Source organism: Rhodococcus sp. P3_B8, assembly GCF_056402775.1.
Map to the genome: position 1 here is coordinate 1 of NZ_JBFUGT010000106.1, position 20,860 is coordinate 20,860.

At 62.8% G+C, this 20,860-nt stretch carries 18 protein-coding genes and 1 pseudogene; 9 read left to right on the forward strand and 10 right to left on the reverse strand.

Annotated features, from left to right (window positions below; translation table 11 throughout):
- Positions 1–19: 19 nt before the first annotated feature.
- On the reverse strand, positions 20–199 hold the full coding sequence (locus AC1D1G_RS25775) for an IS110 family transposase (RefSeq protein ID WP_477954193.1): 180 nt from the start codon (positions 197–199) through the stop codon (positions 20–22).
- Between the two features lie 332 nt (positions 200–531).
- Here AC1D1G_RS25775 and AC1D1G_RS25780 point away from each other — a divergent pair, with 332 nt between their 5' ends.
- Positions 532–675: a hypothetical protein gene (locus tag AC1D1G_RS25780; RefSeq protein ID WP_477954194.1), complete on the forward strand. Its 144-nt coding sequence runs from the start codon at positions 532–534 to the stop codon at positions 673–675.
- Positions 676–1,048: 373 nt separating this feature from the next.
- On the opposite strand, the gene AC1D1G_RS25785 is transcribed toward AC1D1G_RS25780, so the two are convergent.
- Positions 1,049–2,017 carry an alpha/beta hydrolase gene (locus tag AC1D1G_RS25785; RefSeq protein WP_477954195.1) on the reverse strand — a complete coding sequence of 323 codons (969 nt, stop codon included), beginning with the start codon at positions 2,015–2,017 and terminating at the stop codon, positions 1,049–1,051.
- 48 nt (positions 2,018–2,065) lie between these two features.
- On the reverse strand, positions 2,066–2,992 hold the full coding sequence (locus AC1D1G_RS25790; protein WP_477954197.1) for an alpha/beta fold hydrolase: 927 nt from the start codon (positions 2,990–2,992) through the stop codon (positions 2,066–2,068).
- Positions 2,993–3,959: 967 nt separating this feature from the next.
- Between AC1D1G_RS25790 and AC1D1G_RS25795 the strand changes: the two genes are divergently transcribed.
- From AC1D1G_RS25795 to AC1D1G_RS25805, 3 genes and pseudogenes are all read left to right on the forward strand, one after another.
- Positions 3,960–4,751, forward strand: a complete 792-nt coding sequence (locus AC1D1G_RS25795; RefSeq protein ID WP_477954215.1) for an alpha/beta fold hydrolase — start codon at positions 3,960–3,962, stop codon at positions 4,749–4,751.
- A 24-nt stretch (positions 4,752–4,775) separates the two neighbouring features.
- On the forward strand, positions 4,776–5,951 hold the full coding sequence (locus tag AC1D1G_RS25800; RefSeq protein WP_477954198.1) for an LLM class flavin-dependent oxidoreductase: 1,176 nt from the start codon (positions 4,776–4,778) through the stop codon (positions 5,949–5,951).
- 43 nt (positions 5,952–5,994) lie between these two features.
- Positions 5,995–7,127, forward strand: a pseudogene (locus tag AC1D1G_RS25805) (IS701 family transposase).
- Between the two features lie 556 nt (positions 7,128–7,683).
- Here AC1D1G_RS25805 and AC1D1G_RS25810 read toward each other — a convergent pair.
- The 6 genes from AC1D1G_RS25810 to AC1D1G_RS25835 all read right to left on the reverse strand — a co-directional run bounded on the left by AC1D1G_RS25810 (position 7,684) and on the right by AC1D1G_RS25835 (position 14,397).
- Positions 7,684–9,270, reverse strand: a complete 1,587-nt coding sequence (locus AC1D1G_RS25810) for a hypothetical protein (protein WP_477954199.1) — start codon at positions 9,268–9,270, stop codon at positions 7,684–7,686.
- 17 nt (positions 9,271–9,287) lie between these two features.
- Complete coding sequence (locus AC1D1G_RS25815; protein ID WP_477954201.1) at positions 9,288–9,611, reverse strand: helix-turn-helix domain-containing protein; 324 nt, start codon at positions 9,609–9,611, stop codon at positions 9,288–9,290.
- Positions 9,608–10,684, reverse strand: coding sequence for a tyrosine-type recombinase/integrase (locus AC1D1G_RS25820; RefSeq protein ID WP_477954202.1), 1,077 nt, complete (start codon positions 10,682–10,684; stop codon positions 9,608–9,610). The genes AC1D1G_RS25815 and AC1D1G_RS25820 overlap by 4 nt, the downstream gene beginning before the upstream one ends.
- Positions 10,685–11,055: 371 nt before the next feature.
- Positions 11,056–11,865 (reverse strand): SDR family NAD(P)-dependent oxidoreductase, encoded by an 810-nt coding sequence (locus AC1D1G_RS25825; RefSeq protein WP_477954204.1) that lies wholly within the window; start codon positions 11,863–11,865, stop codon positions 11,056–11,058.
- Between the two features lie 71 nt (positions 11,866–11,936).
- A complete protein-coding gene (locus AC1D1G_RS25830) occupies positions 11,937–12,917 on the reverse strand; it encodes an NAD-dependent epimerase/dehydratase family protein (RefSeq protein ID WP_477954206.1) in 981 nt (326 codons plus the stop codon).
- A 1,318-nt stretch (positions 12,918–14,235) separates the two neighbouring features.
- On the reverse strand, positions 14,236–14,397 hold the full coding sequence (locus AC1D1G_RS25835; RefSeq protein ID WP_477954207.1) for a hypothetical protein: 162 nt from the start codon (positions 14,395–14,397) through the stop codon (positions 14,236–14,238).
- A gap of 79 nt (positions 14,398–14,476) precedes the next feature.
- Here AC1D1G_RS25835 and AC1D1G_RS25840 point away from each other — a divergent pair, with 79 nt between their 5' ends.
- A complete protein-coding gene (locus AC1D1G_RS25840; RefSeq protein ID WP_477954209.1) occupies positions 14,477–14,656 on the forward strand; it encodes a hypothetical protein in 180 nt (59 codons plus the stop codon).
- Between the two features lie 703 nt (positions 14,657–15,359).
- Here the strand turns inward: AC1D1G_RS25840 and AC1D1G_RS25845 are convergent.
- Positions 15,360–16,100: a Crp/Fnr family transcriptional regulator gene (locus AC1D1G_RS25845; RefSeq protein WP_477954210.1), complete on the reverse strand. Its 741-nt coding sequence runs from the start codon at positions 16,098–16,100 to the stop codon at positions 15,360–15,362.
- A gap of 1,488 nt (positions 16,101–17,588) precedes the next feature.
- Here AC1D1G_RS25845 and AC1D1G_RS25850 point away from each other — a divergent pair.
- The 4 genes from AC1D1G_RS25850 to AC1D1G_RS25865 all read left to right on the forward strand — a co-directional run bounded on the left by AC1D1G_RS25850 (position 17,589) and on the right by AC1D1G_RS25865 (position 20,857).
- Positions 17,589–18,392 (forward strand): SDR family NAD(P)-dependent oxidoreductase, encoded by an 804-nt coding sequence (locus AC1D1G_RS25850; protein ID WP_477954211.1) that lies wholly within the window; start codon positions 17,589–17,591, stop codon positions 18,390–18,392.
- 136 nt (positions 18,393–18,528) lie between these two features.
- On the forward strand, positions 18,529–20,058 hold the full coding sequence (locus AC1D1G_RS25855) for a flavin-containing monooxygenase (RefSeq protein WP_477954212.1): 1,530 nt from the start codon (positions 18,529–18,531) through the stop codon (positions 20,056–20,058).
- Positions 20,059–20,329: 271 nt separating this feature from the next.
- Positions 20,330–20,464 (forward strand): hypothetical protein, encoded by a 135-nt coding sequence (locus tag AC1D1G_RS25860; protein WP_477954213.1) that lies wholly within the window; start codon positions 20,330–20,332, stop codon positions 20,462–20,464.
- A 213-nt stretch (positions 20,465–20,677) separates the two neighbouring features.
- Entirely contained in the window at positions 20,678–20,857 is a 180-nt protein-coding gene (locus tag AC1D1G_RS25865; protein WP_477954193.1) for an IS110 family transposase, read from the forward strand.
- Positions 20,858–20,860 lie beyond the last annotated feature (3 nt).

Genomic DNA, 20,860 nt, shown 5'->3' on the forward strand with positions numbered 1-20,860 from the left:
GAGGCGCCGGCTCAGGTGCTCAGGTGACGGCAGTCTCGATGGCCCATAGTCGATCACCAGACTGTTCAGTCGCCCAGCGCAGCAGCGACAGATGGTCTTTGCTTTTCGTACCAATGGTTTTCGTCGACAGTTGTCGTCCCGTCTGATCGACCCCGACGGCGGTGTGGGGGCGCTTGTGCGCATCGATCCCGATGACCATCCTGGTTGTATGTCTCCTGCCCAGGTTGCGGGTGGGTGGCTCTACCGGTCGATCGGCACATCCCAGTAGGGTCGACGCCACGCTCTCCTATCAAGCCAGGTCGGCCGATCGTTGTGGTGTCGGCCAGCCGCAAAACTGACATAAGCCACGGAGGGGAAACAACGGTAGAGCGCACCGGCCAACACGATCCATCGTGTCACTGGGAACAACGGTGGAACTTGGTTTAACACGCCGAGCGTGAGCATGGCGGGGGTCGATCTCCAGATGTCCGAAACACTTTGAACCGGCGTGGCGAACGAGGCGGATCAAAACAGCTGGCTGAGCAACTCCTGATGCAGGCCAAGGAGCAGGGCGTGGATTTGATCGGCCAAATCGGGCTGCTCGACCCGTTGACAACGACGTGCTCGAACCAGCGCTGGATGCAGGAGATGACCGAGCATCTCGGTTACGACAACCACGATACCGGTCGGTCGTGATGGGTGTCCTGGCGATAACGGTTTGGCCGGAAGCCAGCGCGGGCGCGTTCGCGATTACGTTCGAAGGCCGGATCACCCCGACCGGTAAACCGCGCGGCCAGGCCGTGACGAAATCTCGTCCACGCTCGTCCTGATGTCGACGGCGAGACTCTAGCTTGTGGCGGTGGACCAGACCGAAGGGGTCTGGCCGACCAGTCGCCGCCGGGTCGAGGTGCGTCTGCGGCCTCGATCTTGCTCACTTCAGCGCGAAGGTAGAGAGTCGTGTGCAGTGCGGGCCGGGCCAAGGCCGGGTGATATCCAGGGCTCGGACGCCACTGAGTAATGCGGTCCTGCTCGGCGGTCTACCGTTATCCACGCTCTCGAGAACTCTTGGTCATGTCGGGATGCCCTTTGGCATCATCGCGCTTCGAAGTACGGCGACCTCGTCGGACCACTGACGTCGACTGACCGTCGCACTCTGGACCGCGGAGGATCCGTGGAAAGTGCCCGGGAACAGGTGCAGCTCCACGGCCACACCTGCCTGCAGCAGCGATTGGGCATAGAGAATGGCCTCGTCCCGCAACGGGTCGAACTCCGCGACAGAGATGTACGCCGGCGGAAGGTCCGACAGATCAGATGCCCGCGCGGGGGCTGCATACGGCGACACCTCGTCACCAACTGCCTGCCCCAGGTAGGCATTCCAGCAGATTTGCGCGTCGCTCCTCGTGAACCCAGGGGTGTCCACGAACCGGAGGCTGCTCTCAGACGTCAATCGGTCATCCAGCATCGGTGTAGCGAGGAACTGGAGCCGGATGTCTGGCCCGCCCCGATCACGGGCGATGAGCGCCGTCGCCGTAACCAGGCCGGCACCCGCACTGATCCCGTGCAGCACGATCGCCGACGGTTCGACCTCCAGCTCATCAGCATTGTCGTGCAGCCAGACAAGCCCGCTGTACACATCCTCGAGAGGTGTGGGGAAGGGCCACTCGGGGGCCAGCCGGTAGTCGATCGACATCACGAGGCATCCCAGCTCCCGTGCCAGCTGAATGTTCCTGGCGTGGGTCATCTCGAGATCACCGAGAATGAGACCGCCACCGTGCGCGTGATAGACGACCCCGGCAGTGAGTCGCCTCTCGGGTCGATACAGACGGGCCCTGATTCGCTTATCGTCGTCGGCGGCGAAGTCACAGTGCTCGATGGACACACCTTCCTCAACTGAGGGATCTCTCGCCGCGCTTGCGATGCCACTGGCGTACACGGCGCGAGCTGCATCGATGTCACTCCGATCGACTTTCGGTAGCGCCAGCGCGGCCGCGATCAGCTCGTCGTCGATCCGGTACTTTCTTGGGATCTGCTCGCCCATTCCACTTTCGCCCTTCTTGCTGTTCGAGTGAGGCTGCTGTAAGGACCCTTACGGAGTGGTCTGCTCGGCGGGCTCCGCCTCGCCGAGTGCATATTTCGTTCTCGCTCGCGATCTGGGATCTCGTTCCGGCCAAGTGTTCGACTCGACGCATCGGACGAACTGCCTGACGACGTCGTTGAACAGCGAGGGACTTTCGAGATTCGGGACGTGCCCCGAATTGGGCAGGACCAGCATTCCGCACGCAGGCACTGTGTCCTTCAGCATCAGTCCGGTGGAGAGACATGCATTGTCCTCGTCGCCGTTCATCACAAGGAGGGGGACTGAGAAGCCCCGGAAGTCCTCGATTAGCTGCGGATCTTGCAGGGAGGGCCTGCTCGCCTGGATCTGCAAAATCGTAAGTGCGAGACCTTCGGCTGAGTGATCGGAGAACTGCGCGATGAACTCATGCCACGCCGGCTCATTCTGCTGCTTGAGCTGCACTCGGCTGGAACCGACGGCCATCAGTCTCCCGACGACATCGCATCCTTCGGACCGCAGTAGATCTGCGATGTGGTTCGCCTCAGCCACGTACGCCTGCCGTATCCCGCGATCTGAGCCGGTACCCGCGCTGACAGCCATGACCGATCGCACCCGATCGGGACGACGCAATCCCAGTTGAAGGGCAGTATAGGCACCCATCGAGAGCCCGACCACATGTGCGGTCGTGATGTCGAGTGCATCCAGAACGGTGAGAACGTCGTCGACGGCGCGCTGCCACGAGTACGCAGCAGGGCTAGTCGGGACGTCAGATGGCAGGTAGCCCCGCGCAGCGAACGTCACGCATCGAAACTGGCTCTTCAGTTCGGCAACCTGGCGTGACCAACTCCGCTCATCGCCGGCGTATTCGTGCAAGAACAGCACAGGAACGCCGTCTCCCTCATCGCGCACGTGCAAGCTAACGGCGTCTGACGTCTGCACGAATCGGTTCGCCCCCATGATGTCTCCCTTAGAATGACGGTAATTTCCTGCAGACGACCGCTATCGATGCGCCTGCCCAACGGCTAGGCTCGCCGACCCGCAACGCGGATGTCTGTGACTCACGTCCGCCGTCACGCCCGTCCCCTCGACGACCGCGATGCCAGACGTCGGCCACAGACATCGGAGGTGCGGCGAAAATACGCTGACAGACGTCAAAGACGCACCGAAAGAGGCGAATTGCCGTGAATGTAGGTGAGCAGGGTTGGGAAAATGAGCATCACGCGCCGGGCGGGTCTCAGTAATCGGGTCGGGCGCAGGAGTTGTCCGCGGGCTCCAGAAATCAGCCACGTACGCAGCAATTTTTCTCCATCGACGGGTAGAGCGTGGCAAGGAGCTGCGCCGTGCGTTCCCCCAGCGGTGTTGCAGCCCTAGACGGCCCTAGACGACTAGCCCCACGGGACCCATCGGCTAGGCCGCTAGCTCGTTCACCTCGGTGTCACTCGAGCCCTCATCTATCTCGATCGCCAGCGACTCCTCGACTTGGACGAGGCTCAACCGCTCCCGGCATCAGTGTTCTGGGCAGCGACCGGTCGGAGATATTTACAGCTCTCGCATCTCGCAGAGCGGATTGATTCGCGGACGTCACATGGCACGCATACAGCGACGGTGCGGTCTTCATCACCTGGTCGCCACGCTCGACTGCCGATAGACGACCGTTCCGCCGGTGATCACAAAATCGTGCTCTTCGCGGTTGCTCCGATGGAATGGGAGCGAATCCAGATCGTCGCGAACAAACATCGCTGTAGCTCTCCACGAGCGGCTCCGCCGCTGCTCTGGCCGTGGACAGAAACGGACTGCCGATCCACGAGACGGTGGATCTAGGTCACAGGCGCTTCGTTACCGGCGCGCAAGACTGTTCTGTGACGAATGAGTGCTCACGGCAGGCGCGAGGCCGTGACCGATCGGTTTGGAGGAACCCGTGCAAATGCTCGACTTGGTGAATGCCGACAGCGGTGTGGATTTCGGTCAGGGCGTCTATCTCGATGCGCAGATCGAGGGTGAGGGTCTGCCGATCGCGCTGGTTCTTACTGGAGCCGAGCGCGCCAGCGAGAACTCGGACCTGGTGACAGCGTTGAGTAAGCACTTCACAGTCGTGGCTCCAAGCCACCCCGGATTCGGCCACTCCCCTCAGCCTGATTGGTGCCGCTCTGTGGCGGACCTCGCCGACATCTATCTGATGTGGATCGAACGGTCAGGCTACACAAACGTCACGGTGATCGGTCTGCAGTTCGGTGGTTGGGTCGCGCTCGAGATGGCCGCGCGCCGTTCTCCGAACATCGCGCGGCTAATTCTTGTCGACAGCGTCGGTGTGAAGTTCGGAGGCCCAACAGACCGCGACATCGTGGATGTTTTCGCCACCTCACGCGCCAAACTGGAGACGCTGCAGTACGCCGATGCGAGTCGTGCGCTCGGCGACCCCAAGCACGCAGGCGAAAACGACGTGCTTGAGGTCACTCGCAACGAGGAGGCTCTCGCGTGTTACGGCTGGGCGCCTTACCTGCACGACCCGCGCCTCAGACACCGGCTCGGATGGATTGCTGTGCCCACGTTGGTCGTGTGGGGCGCACTCGACGGGATCGTGCCTTCCGACTACGGACGTCGTCTGGCTGCTGAGATTCCCGGTGCTCGGTTCGAGGAAGTCCAGGCGGCAGGTCACCGTGCCCAGGTCGATCGCCCGGACGACGTTGCCCAACTCATCACGACTTTCAACGCCTGAACTATACGAGAGAGAGCGTTCAACATGGAGTACTGGCACTTCAGTGAATGTGCATACCCGGATTTGCCCGATTCAGAGACCTACGAGTCGGTGCGAGTTACGCTGCCGAACGGTGTGATAAAACCGGAACGCGCCGCCGGGTTATGGGACCGCTATATCCGCGAATGGCAGGTCGCCGACGAATGCGGCATCAACATCATGATCAACGAGCACCACGGCACTGCGACGTGCATGACGGTGTCCGTCTCTTTACTTGCCTCCATCCTCGCTCGAATCACGACCAACTCCCGAATCTTGGTCTTGGGTAACCCTGTAGCGAACCGGCCGGACCCGATCCGCGTTGCAGAAGAGATGGCGCTCGTCGATCTGCTGAGCCACGGTCGACTCGATCTCGGCTTTGTCCGCGGTGCGCAGTACGAGATCAACGCGACCAACACGAATCCGGTTCGCACGAATGAACGGATGTGGGAAGCGATCGACCTCATCATGAAGGCCCTGACGACGCACGACGGTCCGTTTAACTGGGAAGGAGAGTTCTTCCACCACCGTCAGGTCAATATCTGGCCGCGTGCTTATCAACAACCCGCTCCCCCAGTCTGGGTGACCTCCGGTTCACCTGGCAGCGTTACCGCAGTCGCTGACAAGGACTTCCGCTTGGCGACGTTCCTTGCCGGCTTCGAGGGAGCGCGGAAGATGTTTCAAGCTTATCGCGACCGATGCGAGGAGACCGGCAAGGCAGTGCCAGGTGACGATCGGTTCGGCTACGCCGCATTGACCTTCACCGGAAAGACGGATGAGGAGGGGCTTGAGGGAGCGAACAAGCTGCTTTGGTACCTCAGGAACAACAAGGTGACCAAGGAGTTCACTTACCCTCCTGGCTACATGCCCTACTTCGTGCGCGCTGCGGCGCTACGCGGGCCCAACGCACCGAGCTCGGGCCCGCCCGCAACGTCGCCACTTCCTCTTGCCGAGATGTCGACCGACGAACTGATCGAAAAGGGCATTCTCTTCGCCGGCAGTCCGAAAACCGTGGCTGATCAGATCGAGCGTTTTTACAACCGCGTCGGGGGCTTTGGCCATCTGCTGCATATGGGCCAGGCTGGTCATATGACCCATGAGGAGACCATCGGGAGTATCCGACGTTTCGCCGAGCAGGTAGTACCGCGCCTCGAACGGGTAACAGATAGCGTAAGCCTCTAATACTGCAACGGCACTTACTTGCCAGGTAAGCGATACTGGTTGGGTGGTTGTCGATCTGGTTGCTGCCGAGTTGGAAGCGTTGCATGAGCGGATCTCCGGCCGGTTCGTCCGGTCGGAGCCACGCACCCGGGTGCGGGAGTATGTGGCGGGTTTGGTTGCGGGTCTGGAACGCAAGAATGGGTGGACTCTCGCCGAGCGGGCCGGCGAGGTGAGCCCGGACGGGATGCAGCGGTTGCTGCGGCGGGCGGACTGGGACGTCGACGGGGTCTGTGACGATGTCCGTGATTATGTGGTCGAACGGCTCGGCGATCCGGCCGGGGTGTTGATCGTCGATGACACCGGATTCCTCAAGAAGGGCACCCGCTCGGCCGGGGTGCAGCGCCAGTACTCGGGCACCGCCGGGCGGGTGGAGAATTGTCACATCGGGGTGTTCCTCGCTTACGCGTCCGGCGCCGGGCACGCGCTCATCGACAGGGAGCTGTACCTGCCCGAATCGTGGACCTCCGACCGAGACCGCTGCCGCGCCGCCGGCATCGGTGACGAGGTCGAGTTCGCGACCAAACCCGTGCTGGCGCAGCACATGATCCAACGCGCGCTCGACGCGAAGGTGCCGTTCTCCTGGCTCACCGCCGACGAAGCGTACGGTCAGGTGAAGTACCTACGGGTGTGGCTCGAGGAACGCGATATTTCCTACGTGCTGGCCACCCGCCGCAACGACGACGTCTTCACCCCGGACGGGCGCACCGGCCGCGCCGACCAGATGATCGCCGCCGTTCCGCCGAAGCAGTGGCGCCGGATCTCCGCCGGCGACGGCGCGCACGGACCGCGGGAATACTCCTGGGTGCGGATCCCGATCCGGATCGCCTGGGCCCCGGGCGTGGGCACTGGCTGCTCGCCCGCCGGTCCCTGCCGGACCCGACCGAGATCGCGTACTACATCTGCGCCGGACCCCGGCGGACCACGCTCACCGACCTCGCCGCCGTCGCCGGATCGCGGTGGCGGGTCGAGGAGTGCTTCCAGCAGGCCGAGAACGAGGCCGGCCTCGATCAGTATCAGGTGCGTACCTTCCGGGCCTGGTACGCCCATGCCACCTTGTCGATGCTCGCCCTCGCCTGGCTTGCCGGGACGAAAACCGAAGCGGTAAAGGGGGAATCGGGATCGACGGTCAGGGCATGATCGGCTACACGGTACCCGAGATCCGGCGGCTGCTCGTGCATCTGATCCTGCGACACGCCCGCCCCGACGAGCACGTCTGGTCGTGGTCGCACTGGCGGAGACGCCGACAGCACCAGGCTCGCATCTGCCATTACCGAACCCGAGGACACATCCCATAAGTGCCGTTGCAGTATTAGAGACGAACGCGGGATCGCCTACCGGGCGCGAGCCCCATGGCGACGGAGGCCTCGTAGTAGTCGCCGGAGTCACGACCGGCCGAGGAGGTCGGGAAAGCCGACCACAAGGGCGAAGGAGGCCAGGTGATGTGGACACGACAGATCGGGAGGTATGCGTAATGCAGAGCGCCGAAACGGTGCTGAGTGTCCTGCGTGAGCGCGGCAGACGCGCCGCACCGCCCACGCAATAGTCACCGGAGAGCCGGATGATCGGGAAACCATCAAGTCCGGTTCGGCGGGAGGCCGCGCCTTTGCCCGGAGTTCACGCGAACTGAGGGTTCTTCGGCGGGAACCCGAGGGTGCTCAGTGGATTTGGGGTGAGTTGATCCTTGGGTTCGTGCTCAACTCGGTGGATCGTGTTCCTCGGCTGGGGTTTGGAGGATCTGTCGCGCGGCTGTGGAGTATCGGATCGCTGTGGTCTCGTCGAGTCCGAACAGGACGGCCAGGTGGAGCGGGTCGGGGCCGTGGGTGAGCGCTTCGTCGAGTTGACGGTCGACGCGTAGGGCTTCCAGTGTGGCGGCTCGGCGGCGGAATGGCGCGGTGAGCGCGTTGACACTGATGGCTCGGGTGGTCGAGGCGGTCTGTTTGTTGATGATCAGGTGCGGGTTGGCGGTGTTGGGCCAGCGTCTCCGCCGGTATTCCAGCCAGTCGATCAGGAGCCGGTGAGTGAGCTCGTCGAGTGGGCGGGTCACAGTGCCGATGGTCAGCCGCCGGTTGCCGAGGTCGACGTCGTCCAGGCGCAGGGTGCGGATGGCTTCCGGGCGGGCGGCGTGAACCGCGGCCAGGGCGAGCGCGATCCGGGCTGCCGGTGTGGTTGCGGCCTGGGTTGCGTCGTCGATTTGGTTGGAGCCCAAGGGAAGAATGATCGGTTCGTCGCGGTGTCCGATACGGACTCGCGCTGCTGGGTCGGTGAAGATGGTGCCGTTCTTCTTGCAGTGCCGCGTCAGCGAGCGCAACGCGCCGAGGGTTCGGCGGCGCGGGTGGCCGCGCAAGGCGCCGGCGACCGCGTTGACGTCGCCGATGGTGGCCTCGCGCAGGTGGTCGTGTCGTGTGGACCATTCGACCAGAACGGGGTGGGCGGCGCGCACGTAGCGGCGGACGGTGTTGATGTTGCGGGGTTGGCTGCGGGGTCCGCCGTGCCGCAATACCTGCGCCCAGTCGCGGACGTCGGCGGCGATGCCCGGGGCGAGGTCGGCGAGTTTGTCCTCCAGCCAGGTGTCGAAGGCCGGGACGCGGTCATCGACCAGCAATCCCATCTCGGCCAGCACTTCGGCGACCCGGTTGATGCTGACCCCATAGCGGTGCAGCACGCCGATCAGGTCCGAGTAGTGGAACTGCTCGCCGTCGCCGTGTCCGGACAGCAGGATGACCAGCGCCCGGTCCAGTTCGGCGGCCAGCTTGGTGTTCCAGCCTCGGCGCTCGCCCAGCGCTTGGGCGATCCGGCGCGCGCGGATCAGCGCGGGGCTGGTGGGTTCGGCGTGCCGGACCCAGTCGAAAGCCCGGCCGGCCCCTGGCAGGTGCAGCTGTAATTGCCCGCTGTCGACCGGCTTCGGCTCTGGTGACGGAAGGGCGACGGCGGAGGCGCGGAGGCGGGCGCGCAGCCGCACACCGGAGCGCGGGCCGCGCATCTTGGTCATCCCCGCGAACCACAACTGGTGGCAGGTGACCCGACCGAGATCGTCCTCGGTGACGACCGGAGGATCCGCGGACAGCGCGGCGGCCTGCAGCCAGCAGAGTCGGCAATGGCTGTTCTTCAGCGGCACGACCCGAGCGCACCCAGCACAGGCAGCGCTGGGATGGCGCCGCCGGAAGTCGTAGCAGGCGCGACAATAGCCGCCATACAACACGCCCCAGGCCAGGCATTCGGGGCAGCTCTCCGCCGGCTTGTCCGGTGCCCGCCGGGGAGCCCGCGCCTGCTCCATCGTCACGTCCGGTCCCCGCTTGCTCACTCGGGTGGAAGTGACCGGCCGTCACGGCGTTTGGGCGTCACCACCGGTCCGCTGGTCCCGGTCGAGACCTTCGGCTCGGCGTCCGCGACCGGCCGATTGACCTTGTCGGGCTCGGGAATCAGCACCTCCTCGACCCCGCAGCCCAGCACGGCGCAGATGATGTCCAGGTCGTCGAGCTTGACGCTGGCCGGGCTGCCGGACCACAGCCCGGACATCTTCCCGGCGCTGATCACCAGGCCGTGCTGGGCGAGTTGGCGCTGCAATTCGCTGGCTTTCCAGATGCCACGGTTGGCGGCGGCCAACCTCAAGTTCCACCTCATATCTTCAGTCCCTTCAGACGCTGGGCGGCGCGGTCCTGCCCGGCAAGCCATGCGTCCTCGACATGCGTGCGATGGACATGGACGTAATTCATGGTTGTGGCAATCCAGGCGTGGCCTAGCGTTTCCTGGATAGCGATCAAGTCCATCCCGTCTAGATACAGCTGGCTCGCGCAGAAATGGCGCAGGACATGCGGAGTCAGACTGTCCGACCATTCCGGCAGGTGCCGGGTCGCGGCCTCGGCCAGGCCGGCCCGCAACGCCTCGCTACCCACCCGAGCGGCAGTGCCATCGGCATTACGGCGCTCCGAACAGAACAGTGGCGCGCCGAGGCGCGCAGGATCGTCGCCGAGCTGGCACCACACGTCCTCGACGAACCATCGCAGGGTCCGGCCCGCGCCGTTGATCAGCGGCACCATGCGCTCGCGGGGCCCGGAACCACGAGCACCTTTGCCATGCCGGACATGGAGTTTGCCGAACCGGCCCAGATCCCACTTGATGTCGGTCAGGTCCAGGTGACGGGCTTCGTTGACCCGCAACCCCACCTCGGACATCAACCGGGCTGCGGCGTAGTTGCGGGCAACAGGCCCAAACTTGCGGCAAGTCGCCAGCTCCTCGCGCCACCCGACGAACAACTGTGCGATCTGCTCGGCGGCCGGCGGGATGCGCAGCTTGGCCTTCCGCCGACCCCTGGGCCGGTTGATCTCGTCGATCGGGCACTCTACGACCCGGCCCGTCAGGTTGTGAATCTCGATCTTGTGCCGCAGCTCCAGAAACTCGAAGTAGGTCTTGAGCGCCTGCGCTCGAGCAAGTCTCGTGGGGATCGGCACCGGGCGCAGCACCGTGCCGAAATACGAGTCCGCGTCCGCGGGCAGCATGTCCCATAACGGCTTCCCGAACCAGGTCCGAACCTGCTCCAAGTGGCTGACATCCGAGCGAATCGTGTTGTCCGACAAGCCAGCCGCACAACGGGCGAGCACAAACCCTGCGAACACGTCGGTCTCGAACCGCTCGATATCCTCTGGGCCCACCGCCGCACGCACCTCGCGGAGATCCCTCACGACCGACAACCCCACCACGCCTCCTGGCCTTCAACTTCACTGCTGGAGCATCATCAAGAGCGAGATCTGCTCAGAATATCTGAAGTTGAGTCAGAACGGCCAAGAACGACCAGAACACGGAAAACCCACAGGTCCAGCAGGCGAACCGAGACCCCGGGCCCCAACGAACTCCAGGGCTATTTTCTAGGAAAAGGATCTGCCTCACCAGACACCTCGCCGCGCGGCCGACCCATCCGCCTGGCTCACCGGCTACCGGCGCATGACCATCCGCTACGAGCCCCACGGCGAACACTTCGCCTGCTTCCTTCACCTCGCCGCCGCACTCACCTGCTTCAAGAAGCTCCCCACATGAGACACGCTCTTCTTCGACGAGGCGGGCAGGCCGCTCAAATTCCGTTCGTGTGAGGGACCCACTGCCAGTACTTGGCAGTGCCGCCCCCGTCGACGGTGATGTTGCTGCCTGTGATCATCGCGGAGTCGTCCGAGGCAAGGAACACTGCAGCACCAACGTAGTCCTCAGCTCTGGGTAGCCGACCCATCGGGATCTGCCCTAAGGCATCTACGGGCCACTGCGTGGATTCGCCGTGGATTGCCTCCACCCGTGCGACAACTGCCGGGTCGTCCGAATGCGTGGCCGTCGGGGTGAGCCCGTTGACGCGGATGTTATGCCCAGCAAGCTCCATCGCAGTCGAGCGTGTGAAGTTGATCAGACCGCTCTTTGCCGTCGCGTAGCCAATGTTGCCGGGCACGCCTTGCCACGCCGCCGTGGAAAGAATGTTAATAACGCTTCCCCCGGTGCCTGCGGTGATCATTGATTCGGCGGCCGCCCGGGTGAACAAAAACGCCCCGGTCAAAATGACATCAAGTTGGCGGCGATAGTCCGACAGAGCCATCGTGAACAAGCCGTTCTGTTTGAACATGACGGCGTTGTTCACGAGTATGTCGACGCGGCCCCACTGCTTGAGCGCCTTGGATACAACCTCGGACGGGTGTGCTTCATCGGTGACATCGCCAGCTACCGCGATCGCTTCCCCACCACTCTCCGTTACTTTCGCTGCAGATGCGATGGCGACTTCCTCGACGATATCCGTACAAACGACCCTGGCCCCCTCTGCCGCCAGTCCTCTTGCCAACGCTCCACCGATGTTCGCGCTTGCGCCCGTGACGATGGCAACCCTGCCCTCAAGCCGACCCATGAACTGCTCCTTCGTAAATCAGGCGGGTGCCCGATTCGTTTCTCGATCTGACACCGGTGGTCTGGACGACGTCAGACCGAGTGCGACTTCAGGTACTCGTAGTCGTGCCGGATGGCGCTGTCCAAATCGAACTGGGCCTTCCACCCGAACTCCTCGTACATTCGCGTGCCGTCCAGGTTCGTGTAGTGGGGAAGCTGCATCTCCATGGGGTTCAGGCCTGGTCCCACCTTCAGGTCGGCGCCGGGGATAACCCTTCGAACCGCTTCAGCGAATTCGCTCGTCGATATCGAGGTTCCACTCGTCACGTTGTAGGCAACGTGTTGGAGGCGTCCGGGAGCCAAAGCGACGCAGACGATGGCGTCGGCGACGTCGAGGACGTAAGTGAAGTCATTGCGCTCGTCAGCACCTTGAGCGATCGCAAAAGGTTGCCCTGACGCCGGCATCTCGATCATCGCGTCGTAGATCGAGATCATCTGCCCGAATCCGGTCATTTCGGCATGACGCCGCCGCTTCCCGGGCCCGAAGATCATGCCGAAACGTATACTGACACACTCCAATTCGGTGTTACGTCCGTACCACCACAACACGTCCTCAGTCGCGGCCTTGGTAATGCCATACATCTCTTGGGGACGACGTTCGTCGTCTTCCTTGACCTGCTCGTACTGCGGAAATCCACGTTCGCCGACACTGGGACCGTACACACCCTTCGTACTGGTGAAGACCACACGTTTTGCACCGGCCGCCGCCGCTGCTGCACAAACATTCGCGGTACCGCCGATGTTCACCGCGATTGCAGTGGTCGGATCTCCATCGGCGTCGAGCACGGCGGCTAGATGGATGACGCACTCTGGCTGGAATCGCACCATTGCGTCGGTCAGACAGTCGGCATCGCAGATGTCGCCTTGGATCATCTCGACCCGATCGGCAACGTCCTCGATCAGCGACGTGTCCTTGCGATTCTCGAGAATTCCAACCTCATGGCCATGCTTGAGCAGACTGCGAACCACCCATGCTCCGTTAACTCCCGCCCCGCCAATTGCCAATACCCGCATGCGTTCAGTTCCTTTCGATCGGTCTTGTCATGAACTCTTCGGTGTTAGCGTCGTTGCGGCTGTGTGCGCCTCCGCCCGTCGGTGCTCCTAGGGCGCTGACGTATACGTTTGCACGGTCCTACGACCTACAAAAGTTCGATCACGCACGCTGGCTTGCCGCCGCAGCGAGGCTCAGGCGGCTCTCGTCCGGACTTGATGTCCAACCACTGAGGGGGAGGCCGCCGACAGCTCGACACGTGCGCGGAGCCGATGCCCTGCGGGGAAGCGCAGCTTGTCCGCTCCGTAGTTGATCTCCCACGCCGTCGACGGTGAAGACTTGCTCCAGCATCGTCGGCAACAATGAAAGCGTGAAATACCCCATGTGCGATGGTAACGCCGAACGGTCCGCTGGTGCCGTGTCGAGATGAATCCACCGCTTGTCGCCCGTGACCTCAAAAACCCGTCGATCTGCTTCTGCGTGACCATGGGCCAGTCCGAGAAACCCAGATGGGTGCCGACAGCGCTCTTCAGATCGGCGATTCCGTCAAAGACCCACATCTACAGCACTGCCCTTCCTCGCATCGCGGAGTTGCTGCCCGCGGGGATCTTCATCATGTGGTCGCCGGGGACGCTGTCGAGCGATCGGCAGTAAAATTATGGCTTTTGTGGCCCGCGGACTCTGTGACCTAGATCCGCTTATTCGAGGCCGTCCGGCGGTGCTTGTTGTTGCTGTGGATGCGCAGTCGCCAGCCCCTCGTTGCGCCATCAGAGGCGACGGCCAGAGGCTCGGACGTCGACGACAACCTTGCCAACGATGCCTGGCCTCAACCGCTCGATGGGCGGCACGCGTTCTCAATCCGGAAGTGGTGTACGGGAAGGCCTGCGTTCGACCGATTCGGATGGCCCCATCGACGGCGTCAGCGATGTGAGGGGGCTGACGCCGCGTCGTACCACTTCTGGATTGACACGGTATACAGCTGAAGAATCTTCAGGAGTGGTTGAGACCCATCCTGTGCCCGGCCGGGCATGCTTACGGTGTTGCCCGTCGTCGGACGACACGGTGCGCGCCCGGCGCAGTCGCCAGTGCCGCCCTCGTGCCCGATGGCCACTGGGCCGATGTGGCCCGTACGAACGCTAGGATTCATGAACATGGGCACTGGAGGGTCTCGTGCTGGTCTGTTCCGCAGATTCCGTAGTATGAGATCTGCACCGCGACCTCGCCGGCGCGGGGCCGGTTCCGGCAGACCTTCCTCCCGGAGGTCGTTGTTGCCGTGGTACCCATGTGCGCATAGCCTTTCTGCCCTACGTTGCTTTTTGACATATCAGGCCGGTGGTTGGGTCAGTCGTTGAGCGCAACCAGGTGAGCGAATACGGAAAGCACGTCGCCTGTGGTCCAGCCTTTGGTGGCGGCGTAGTTGATCATTGCTTCGAGCGCTGCAGCGCCTGGGTGTCCCGAGGCCTCGGAGTAGGCGTTCCGGAGCCAGTTTGCGTCGATCGCCATTTCGGTAATTGAGAACGCTCGTCAAGCACCTGGGCGAACCAATAGTGAGCCCACATCGTAGGCGTTTATGCGCTGAACTATGCACTACCGAAAAGGATTTCATGACGTCAACCTCGACGAGTTCGAGGTGGTCCTCGGCTACAACAACTTTCTTCTGGCAACGCTCTCTTCGTGCGGATATAGCGGCGCCGTCGACGAGTTCGGCGAACGCAGCTGCTGCGATCCCGCCGTAGCAGTCCCCTGGAATGCACACAACTGAAACATACTCAATAGCAAGGTATTTGAACAGCACGTCTTCGATTTCTCGGAGGCAAATATCCTCGCCGCCACGGTTGATCACGTCCTGATGCGGCCGACTACTTCATGTAGTCGCGGTCGTCCACAACGCACAGGTCCTGGATGTGCATCCATCCGTCTGGCTCTAGCGTCATCCTGGTCGGATCGGGATCGATGCGATAACCCGTCGTTGTGTGGTGTCCCTTGGTCGGCAATTCGCCGTAGGTTCCACGTGGGCAGATGCCGTCGGATAACGGGAACGCGAGCTCCTGCAGTGAGCCTGCAAGACACACGTATCTCACCATCAAAAGCCAGACGCGCCGCCCGAATCGGGACTCGGTCACGCCAGGGCCGACTGCATCTTCGAAACCCTCACCGCCCAACCCGAGAACCTCGTAACGGGACGCAGACCGATCCGGACCCAGCAGTCGGTGGGGTTCACGCCCGCCACGGCAGACTCCACCCAAACCTCTCCGCGCCAGGCTCTGGTACCGACTGCTCAAGCGTCTCCAGAACATCAGCCGCTTGCGACACAACCGACTGCCAGCATTGCGCGCACCACCTGCCAACCAACCAACTCGCTATCGTCTCATGAGGGGCGGCAAACGTTAGCCCTGACGCATTCGTAGTGCATCACAGTCACCGATCTCGCCTATGGATCGGGGTTGCAGGTCGGCGGACATCGGTCATGCGGGACGGCGTCCCGCCGAGCTCAGGTGCGATGTAGGTGACGCGCCCTCCCTTGTGGAAGCCAACGACCTGAGTAGGACGGGGTCCTCGATCCAGATCCGGCGGTGTGAGCGGCGGATCGCTCCGGATTCGCTGAGCTTCTTCAGAGCCCGGGCGACCACCTCTCGAACCGACCCGATCGCGTCGGCGAGCTCAGTTTGGTCAATCTGCACGATAAGCCCCTCGACTGTGGGCCTAGACATCTCAAGTAGGTGTTTGCTGACCCTTTGCTGTACTGATCCGAAGAGATTGTCCTCAAGATGCTGCAGCGAATCGTACGTTGACTCCGCGAGGTGCACCGCCACGGCGTAGCAGAACTCTGCCCGGGTCTTCATGAGCTGGCGGAACAGTCGCGGATCAAGCAGCGAGACCTCGCAAAATGTGACGGCCTCAAGTGAGGCCGGCGCGCCCCGCGTGAGCGTGGCTGGCAACGCAGTGATCTGGCCTGCCGTCATATACCGGGTGGTGACCGCCCGGCCATCCGCAGATGTCACCTTTGCGCGGACCTGTCCGCGGTGGATGAGGCAGAGCCCCCCATCATTGGTATCGCGACCATATATAAGAGCGCCAGCGGGATACGTCGCAACACGGCTGTCACGCAGAATCGCATCGCAGACCTCCGCGGGCTGTCCTCCAAGGAAGCTTTTCGACAGCGCTTCGATGGCAGCCGCTGAGGGGGCGGGCTGACAAGCATTCATGGACGGGTCTCCTCCCGTGCGAGCCTCGCCACACAGTGCTATGACGACCCTCACATCGTACTTATTTCTAAGGCTAACTTCTAGCGCAATGTGGTTCGCGCAGACCCGACGCCACCAACGGGAGACCGATGCCCGCTCCCTGTGAACATGACCGGAGCTTTCCTGGTCGGACAGGCCGCGGCACGCCGGATGGTCGAATCCGGCGTGAGAGGGCTCCCTGACCAAGCATGGTGACAATCCATGTCTGGGGATGGGAGAAACGCGACGCCTGCATTCAGCGGGTCGTCGAGGTGGAGCAATTGCGCTCGTCGCAGGCCTAAGACACACGGAGCCTCTCGCAGTTGGGGACCCCAGTCTGTGACCACGGTCACACGAGGGCTCTAGATACCAAAGTTCAGGAGATTTGTTGTGCGACACGACCCTGCGTGCTGGATAGGCTGAAGTGAGCTGTCTAGGAACCGCTTCTTACACAACAGAAGGCCTTCGTGTCCACGCTTCTCATTCCAACTCTGGCCTTCGCGCTCGGCTGCGCCTGACGAGGCTAATCGTCGAGGAGGCTGGAAGCCGTAAGCCGCCGTGAGATGTTCATGGTCTCCACAGTGACCGCCCGTAAGGTGCGGCTGGCATGCAGGACCGTTCCAGCAGGCCCCGCACGGTGCACAAATAAAACACCCGGACCCCGTAGTGCGCCGGATCATCGGACCGAGGTGGCGTCACCGACTCAGGTCCGTCCAGATCGCCGGCCGACTCCAGATGGCCCCTCGACCTTCCACGTGGATGCTCGTGCGGGCCCGGACCAACCGGGCTCAGCCACATAGACCGCGTCACCGCTGCAACATTCCTGAGGCCGCCGGGTGGCGCTAGGCCGGCAGTACAGGGGCAAAGGACAAGCCAGCTCACAGCCCATGCCCGGACCAGATACACCGATAAGTGCCACGCCAACCTCGGCACTGTGAGGTTCCCCCCCGAAAAGTGGACACCGTCATCGACGATCACTCTAGGCTCGCAGGCGGAGATCTAAGCCATCGCCTCCCTGGCCGATGGCTGTGCCTACGCCCGCTTTTTGCGGCTCAGAGAACAAACGGCGAACCACACTACCCGGCTGGCCACTTCTACAACCACCACCGAATCCACTCCGCGATCGGAGCCACGGCCATGAGCAGCTGAAGAATCTGCCCGGAGATCACACCTCGACGGTGGCGAGGCCGCCGCTGACAATTGGTGGATTCAAGTCACATTCTTTGCGGTCCATCGGCGGGCACGCTCCTGTCCGAGAGAAACTCAGAACACGCGTTGGGCTCTCCCGTGGCGGAGCGCGCGTCAGAGACAGCGTGTTCGAAGCAGCCCTGGCAAAGAGCTTTTCGGTTGTTATCCCAACCCATCCCGGGTTCGGCGTTTCGCCGCAACGGATTTGCGCCAGGCCGTGGATTAACCCGCATACATCTATCTCGAATGACTTGAGAACCCACCCAAATCGAAAGGTTTACCATGGACCTCAGCCTGCAGGGCGCCCGCGCGATCGTAACCGGCGGCTCGAGCGGACTCGGGCTGGCTATCGCCCACGGACTGGTCGCCGAAGGCGCCAGGGTTGCGCTGGTCGCCCGCAGTCAGGAGAAGCTCGACGCGGCAGCCGACGGCATCAGGGCAGAGTTCCCCGAGTCCGACATGCTCGCGATACCGGCGGACACAACTGACGACCGGTCGGTGCGGGCCATGGTGGAAGACGTCGTCGAGGCCTGGGGCGGTGTCGATGTCTTGGTGAACGCGGCTGCTCAGCCCTCCTTCAGCTCGGGCACGCATCCACTCACCGAGCTGATGGACTCCGAGGTGGTGTCTGACTTCGACACGAAGGTGATGGGATACCTTCGGTGCGCGAGAGCTGTCGCGCCTCAGATGACGGCACAGGGCTGGGGCAGAATCGTTAACATCTCGGGCCTCAACGCCCGGCGCACCGGGTCTATCTCGGGAACCATTCGCAACGTTGCAGTGGCCGCGTTGACCGCCAACCTCGCAGACGAGCTCGGACCTTATGGTGTGGGGGTGGCGGTAGTTCATCCGGGGCTTGTCGAGACCGAGCGAACGCCCGCACTGCTCGCCGCACAGTCGGCGGCAACCGGCCGCACCGAAGAGGAGGTGCGCGCAGGACTCGGCGCGTTGACGAGCCTAGGCCGCATCATTACGGCGAGTGAGGTGGCTGATGTGGTCGTGTTCCTGTGCTCCAGTCGAGCTGTCGCTGTTACTGGAGACCCGGTGACGGTCGCAGGCGGTAACCGCGGCTCAATTCACTACTGAGGCACCTCTAACCATCAACTCGATGCGGTATCCGAAAAATATCTGCGCAATCTCGGCGAACCAAGGTCACAGTGCCGAGCCGGTCAACGCGGCAACCTTCGTTCTCACCTGGAAGCACGGGAAGGAACGTGACGACATGACTGACAGCACCACGAGTCCCCGGATTGCGATCATCGGGGCAGGCTTCGGCGGGCTCGGCGTTGCCGTTCGCCTGCGTCAAGCCGGCTTTGAGAACTTCACCCTCTACGAGCGGGAATCAGCACCGGGCGGGACGTGGTACGTAAACCGCTACCCCGGAGTTGGCACGGACACAGAGTCCGAGATCTACCGATTCTCATTCCTGCCCTACAACTGGAGCCAGAGCCACGCGCCAGGACACGAGCTGCTGGACTACATGAGCCTCGTCATCGAGAAATATCAGCTACGGCCCCACATACGACTGAACACGACCGTCTTGGCTGCCACCTGGAGTGAGGAGACGGCGAGCTACACAGTCCATTTCGCCGACGGCAGCTCCGACGAGGCGGAGGTTCTCATCAGCGCAGTCGGTCTACTGAGCGAACCGAATTGGCCTGACTGGCCCGGCCTGGTGGAATTCCCCGGCGAGGTGATGCACTCGGCCCGGTGGCGCAGCGACGTAGAACTCACCGGGAAGCGAGTCGCCGTCGTGGGAACGGGGTCGACTAGCGCTCAAATCGTCCCGGAACTCGCCAAGATCGCGACCGAGGTGGTGGTGTTTCAGCGCCAGCCCGGTTGGGTGCTGCCCAAGACAGTCGTAAGCAACAAGCGTTCCGGCCCTAGCGAGGACCGACTTGAGCGCTTCCGCCACGCTCGGGACAGGTACAAGGCACTACGACGTGCCGCCAAGCTCTTCGACGGCGGCAAAGTCAGCCGACAAGGGAGCCGCGCCAACCGCGGCGCCCAGGTACAGGCCGAACGCTACATCGCTGAGGTCTTCGCCGACCGTCCCGACCTGGCCAAACTAATGACGCCGAACTATCCATTTCTCGGCAAGCGGCCCGTCCAGAGCAGTGAATTCTATCAGGCTCTCCGTCGCGACAACGTGCGGCTGGTCCCCCGGGCCGTCGAGAAAGTATCAGGTCGCGGCCCCATCGACATTGACGGGATTGAACACCCCGTCGATGCGATCGTGTTGGCCACCGGCTTCCACGCGTCGGACTTCGTACGATCAGTCGACGTCCGGGGCCGTAGCGGGCGCACCCTGCAGGACGAATGGGAGGGCGAGCCACGCGCTTTCCTCGGCGTCTGCGTCCCCGACTTCCCGAACTTTTTCATGATCTACGGGCCAAATACCAATGCAACGGGAGCGCTCTTACTGATGCAGGAGGCGCAAGCATCACTCATCGTGAGCGTCCTCAAATCTATGCGACGGCGCCATGTCATGGCCACCGAAGTGCCCCGCCCAGTCTACGAGCGCTACCACGCCTGGCTCGACCGCTGCTTTCGGAACTCAACGTTCCTCACCACGCATAGCTATTTCACCAGTAGATCCGGTCGCGTCGTGACGAACTGGCCGCGCTCGGTCACCCTGTACCGCGTTGCCCTGCGACTGGGACGCCACCCCGCGGCGGCGAGGTCGCTGGCCCCTACCGCCCGCCGACATGAAGGTGTCGCCGCGACAACGGCTGGAGACCGTCGTGGTTAGCCAGGCAGCTCACAAGTCGACGTTAACGGCTTCAAGACCAGGCCGGAAACCCTCAATCCCACCCGTTCGACGATCGGAGCGCAGGCGACCGGTATCGCGCGGAGCGCCCTGGATCTGCCATCCCCTCTACCACGACCATTACGCAATTCGGTAGTCGATCTTGAGCTTTCAAGGACCGACGGAAGTGGCGCAAGTGCGCACTCGATCTCACCGGCGCCAAGCGCTCATGGGAGCTGACTTATCGGACGCTGACCTTCGCGGCAGCCACCTCATGGAGGCGGACCTGACGAACGCCACTCTGGACAACGCGGACCTTGCAATGGTGTTCCTATCTGACACCAAGCTGGTCACTGCGCGATCCACGCGACCGACCTTCCGCAGGCACACCTCAACGGAGCTGACTTGACCAATGGGGTCATGAACAAAACGAAGTTTGCCAAGGAGGTGACACCCGCGGCGCTGACCTCATCCCCCCGACGAGGAATCACGCGACGAACTCGTACACCACCCCCATGGACTTGACCCTTGATAGGAGAGCGTGGCGTCGACCCTACTGGGATATGCCGATCGACCGGTAGAGCCACCCACCCGCAACCTGGGCAGGAGACATACAACCAGGATGGTCATCGGGATCGATGCGCACAAGCGCCCCCACACCGCCGTCGGGGTCGATCAGACGGGACGACAACTGTCGACGAAAACCATTGGTACGAAAAGCAAAGACCATCTGTCGCTGCTGCGCTGGGCGACTGAACAGTCTGGTGATCGACTATGGGCCATCGAGACTGCCGTCACCTGAGCC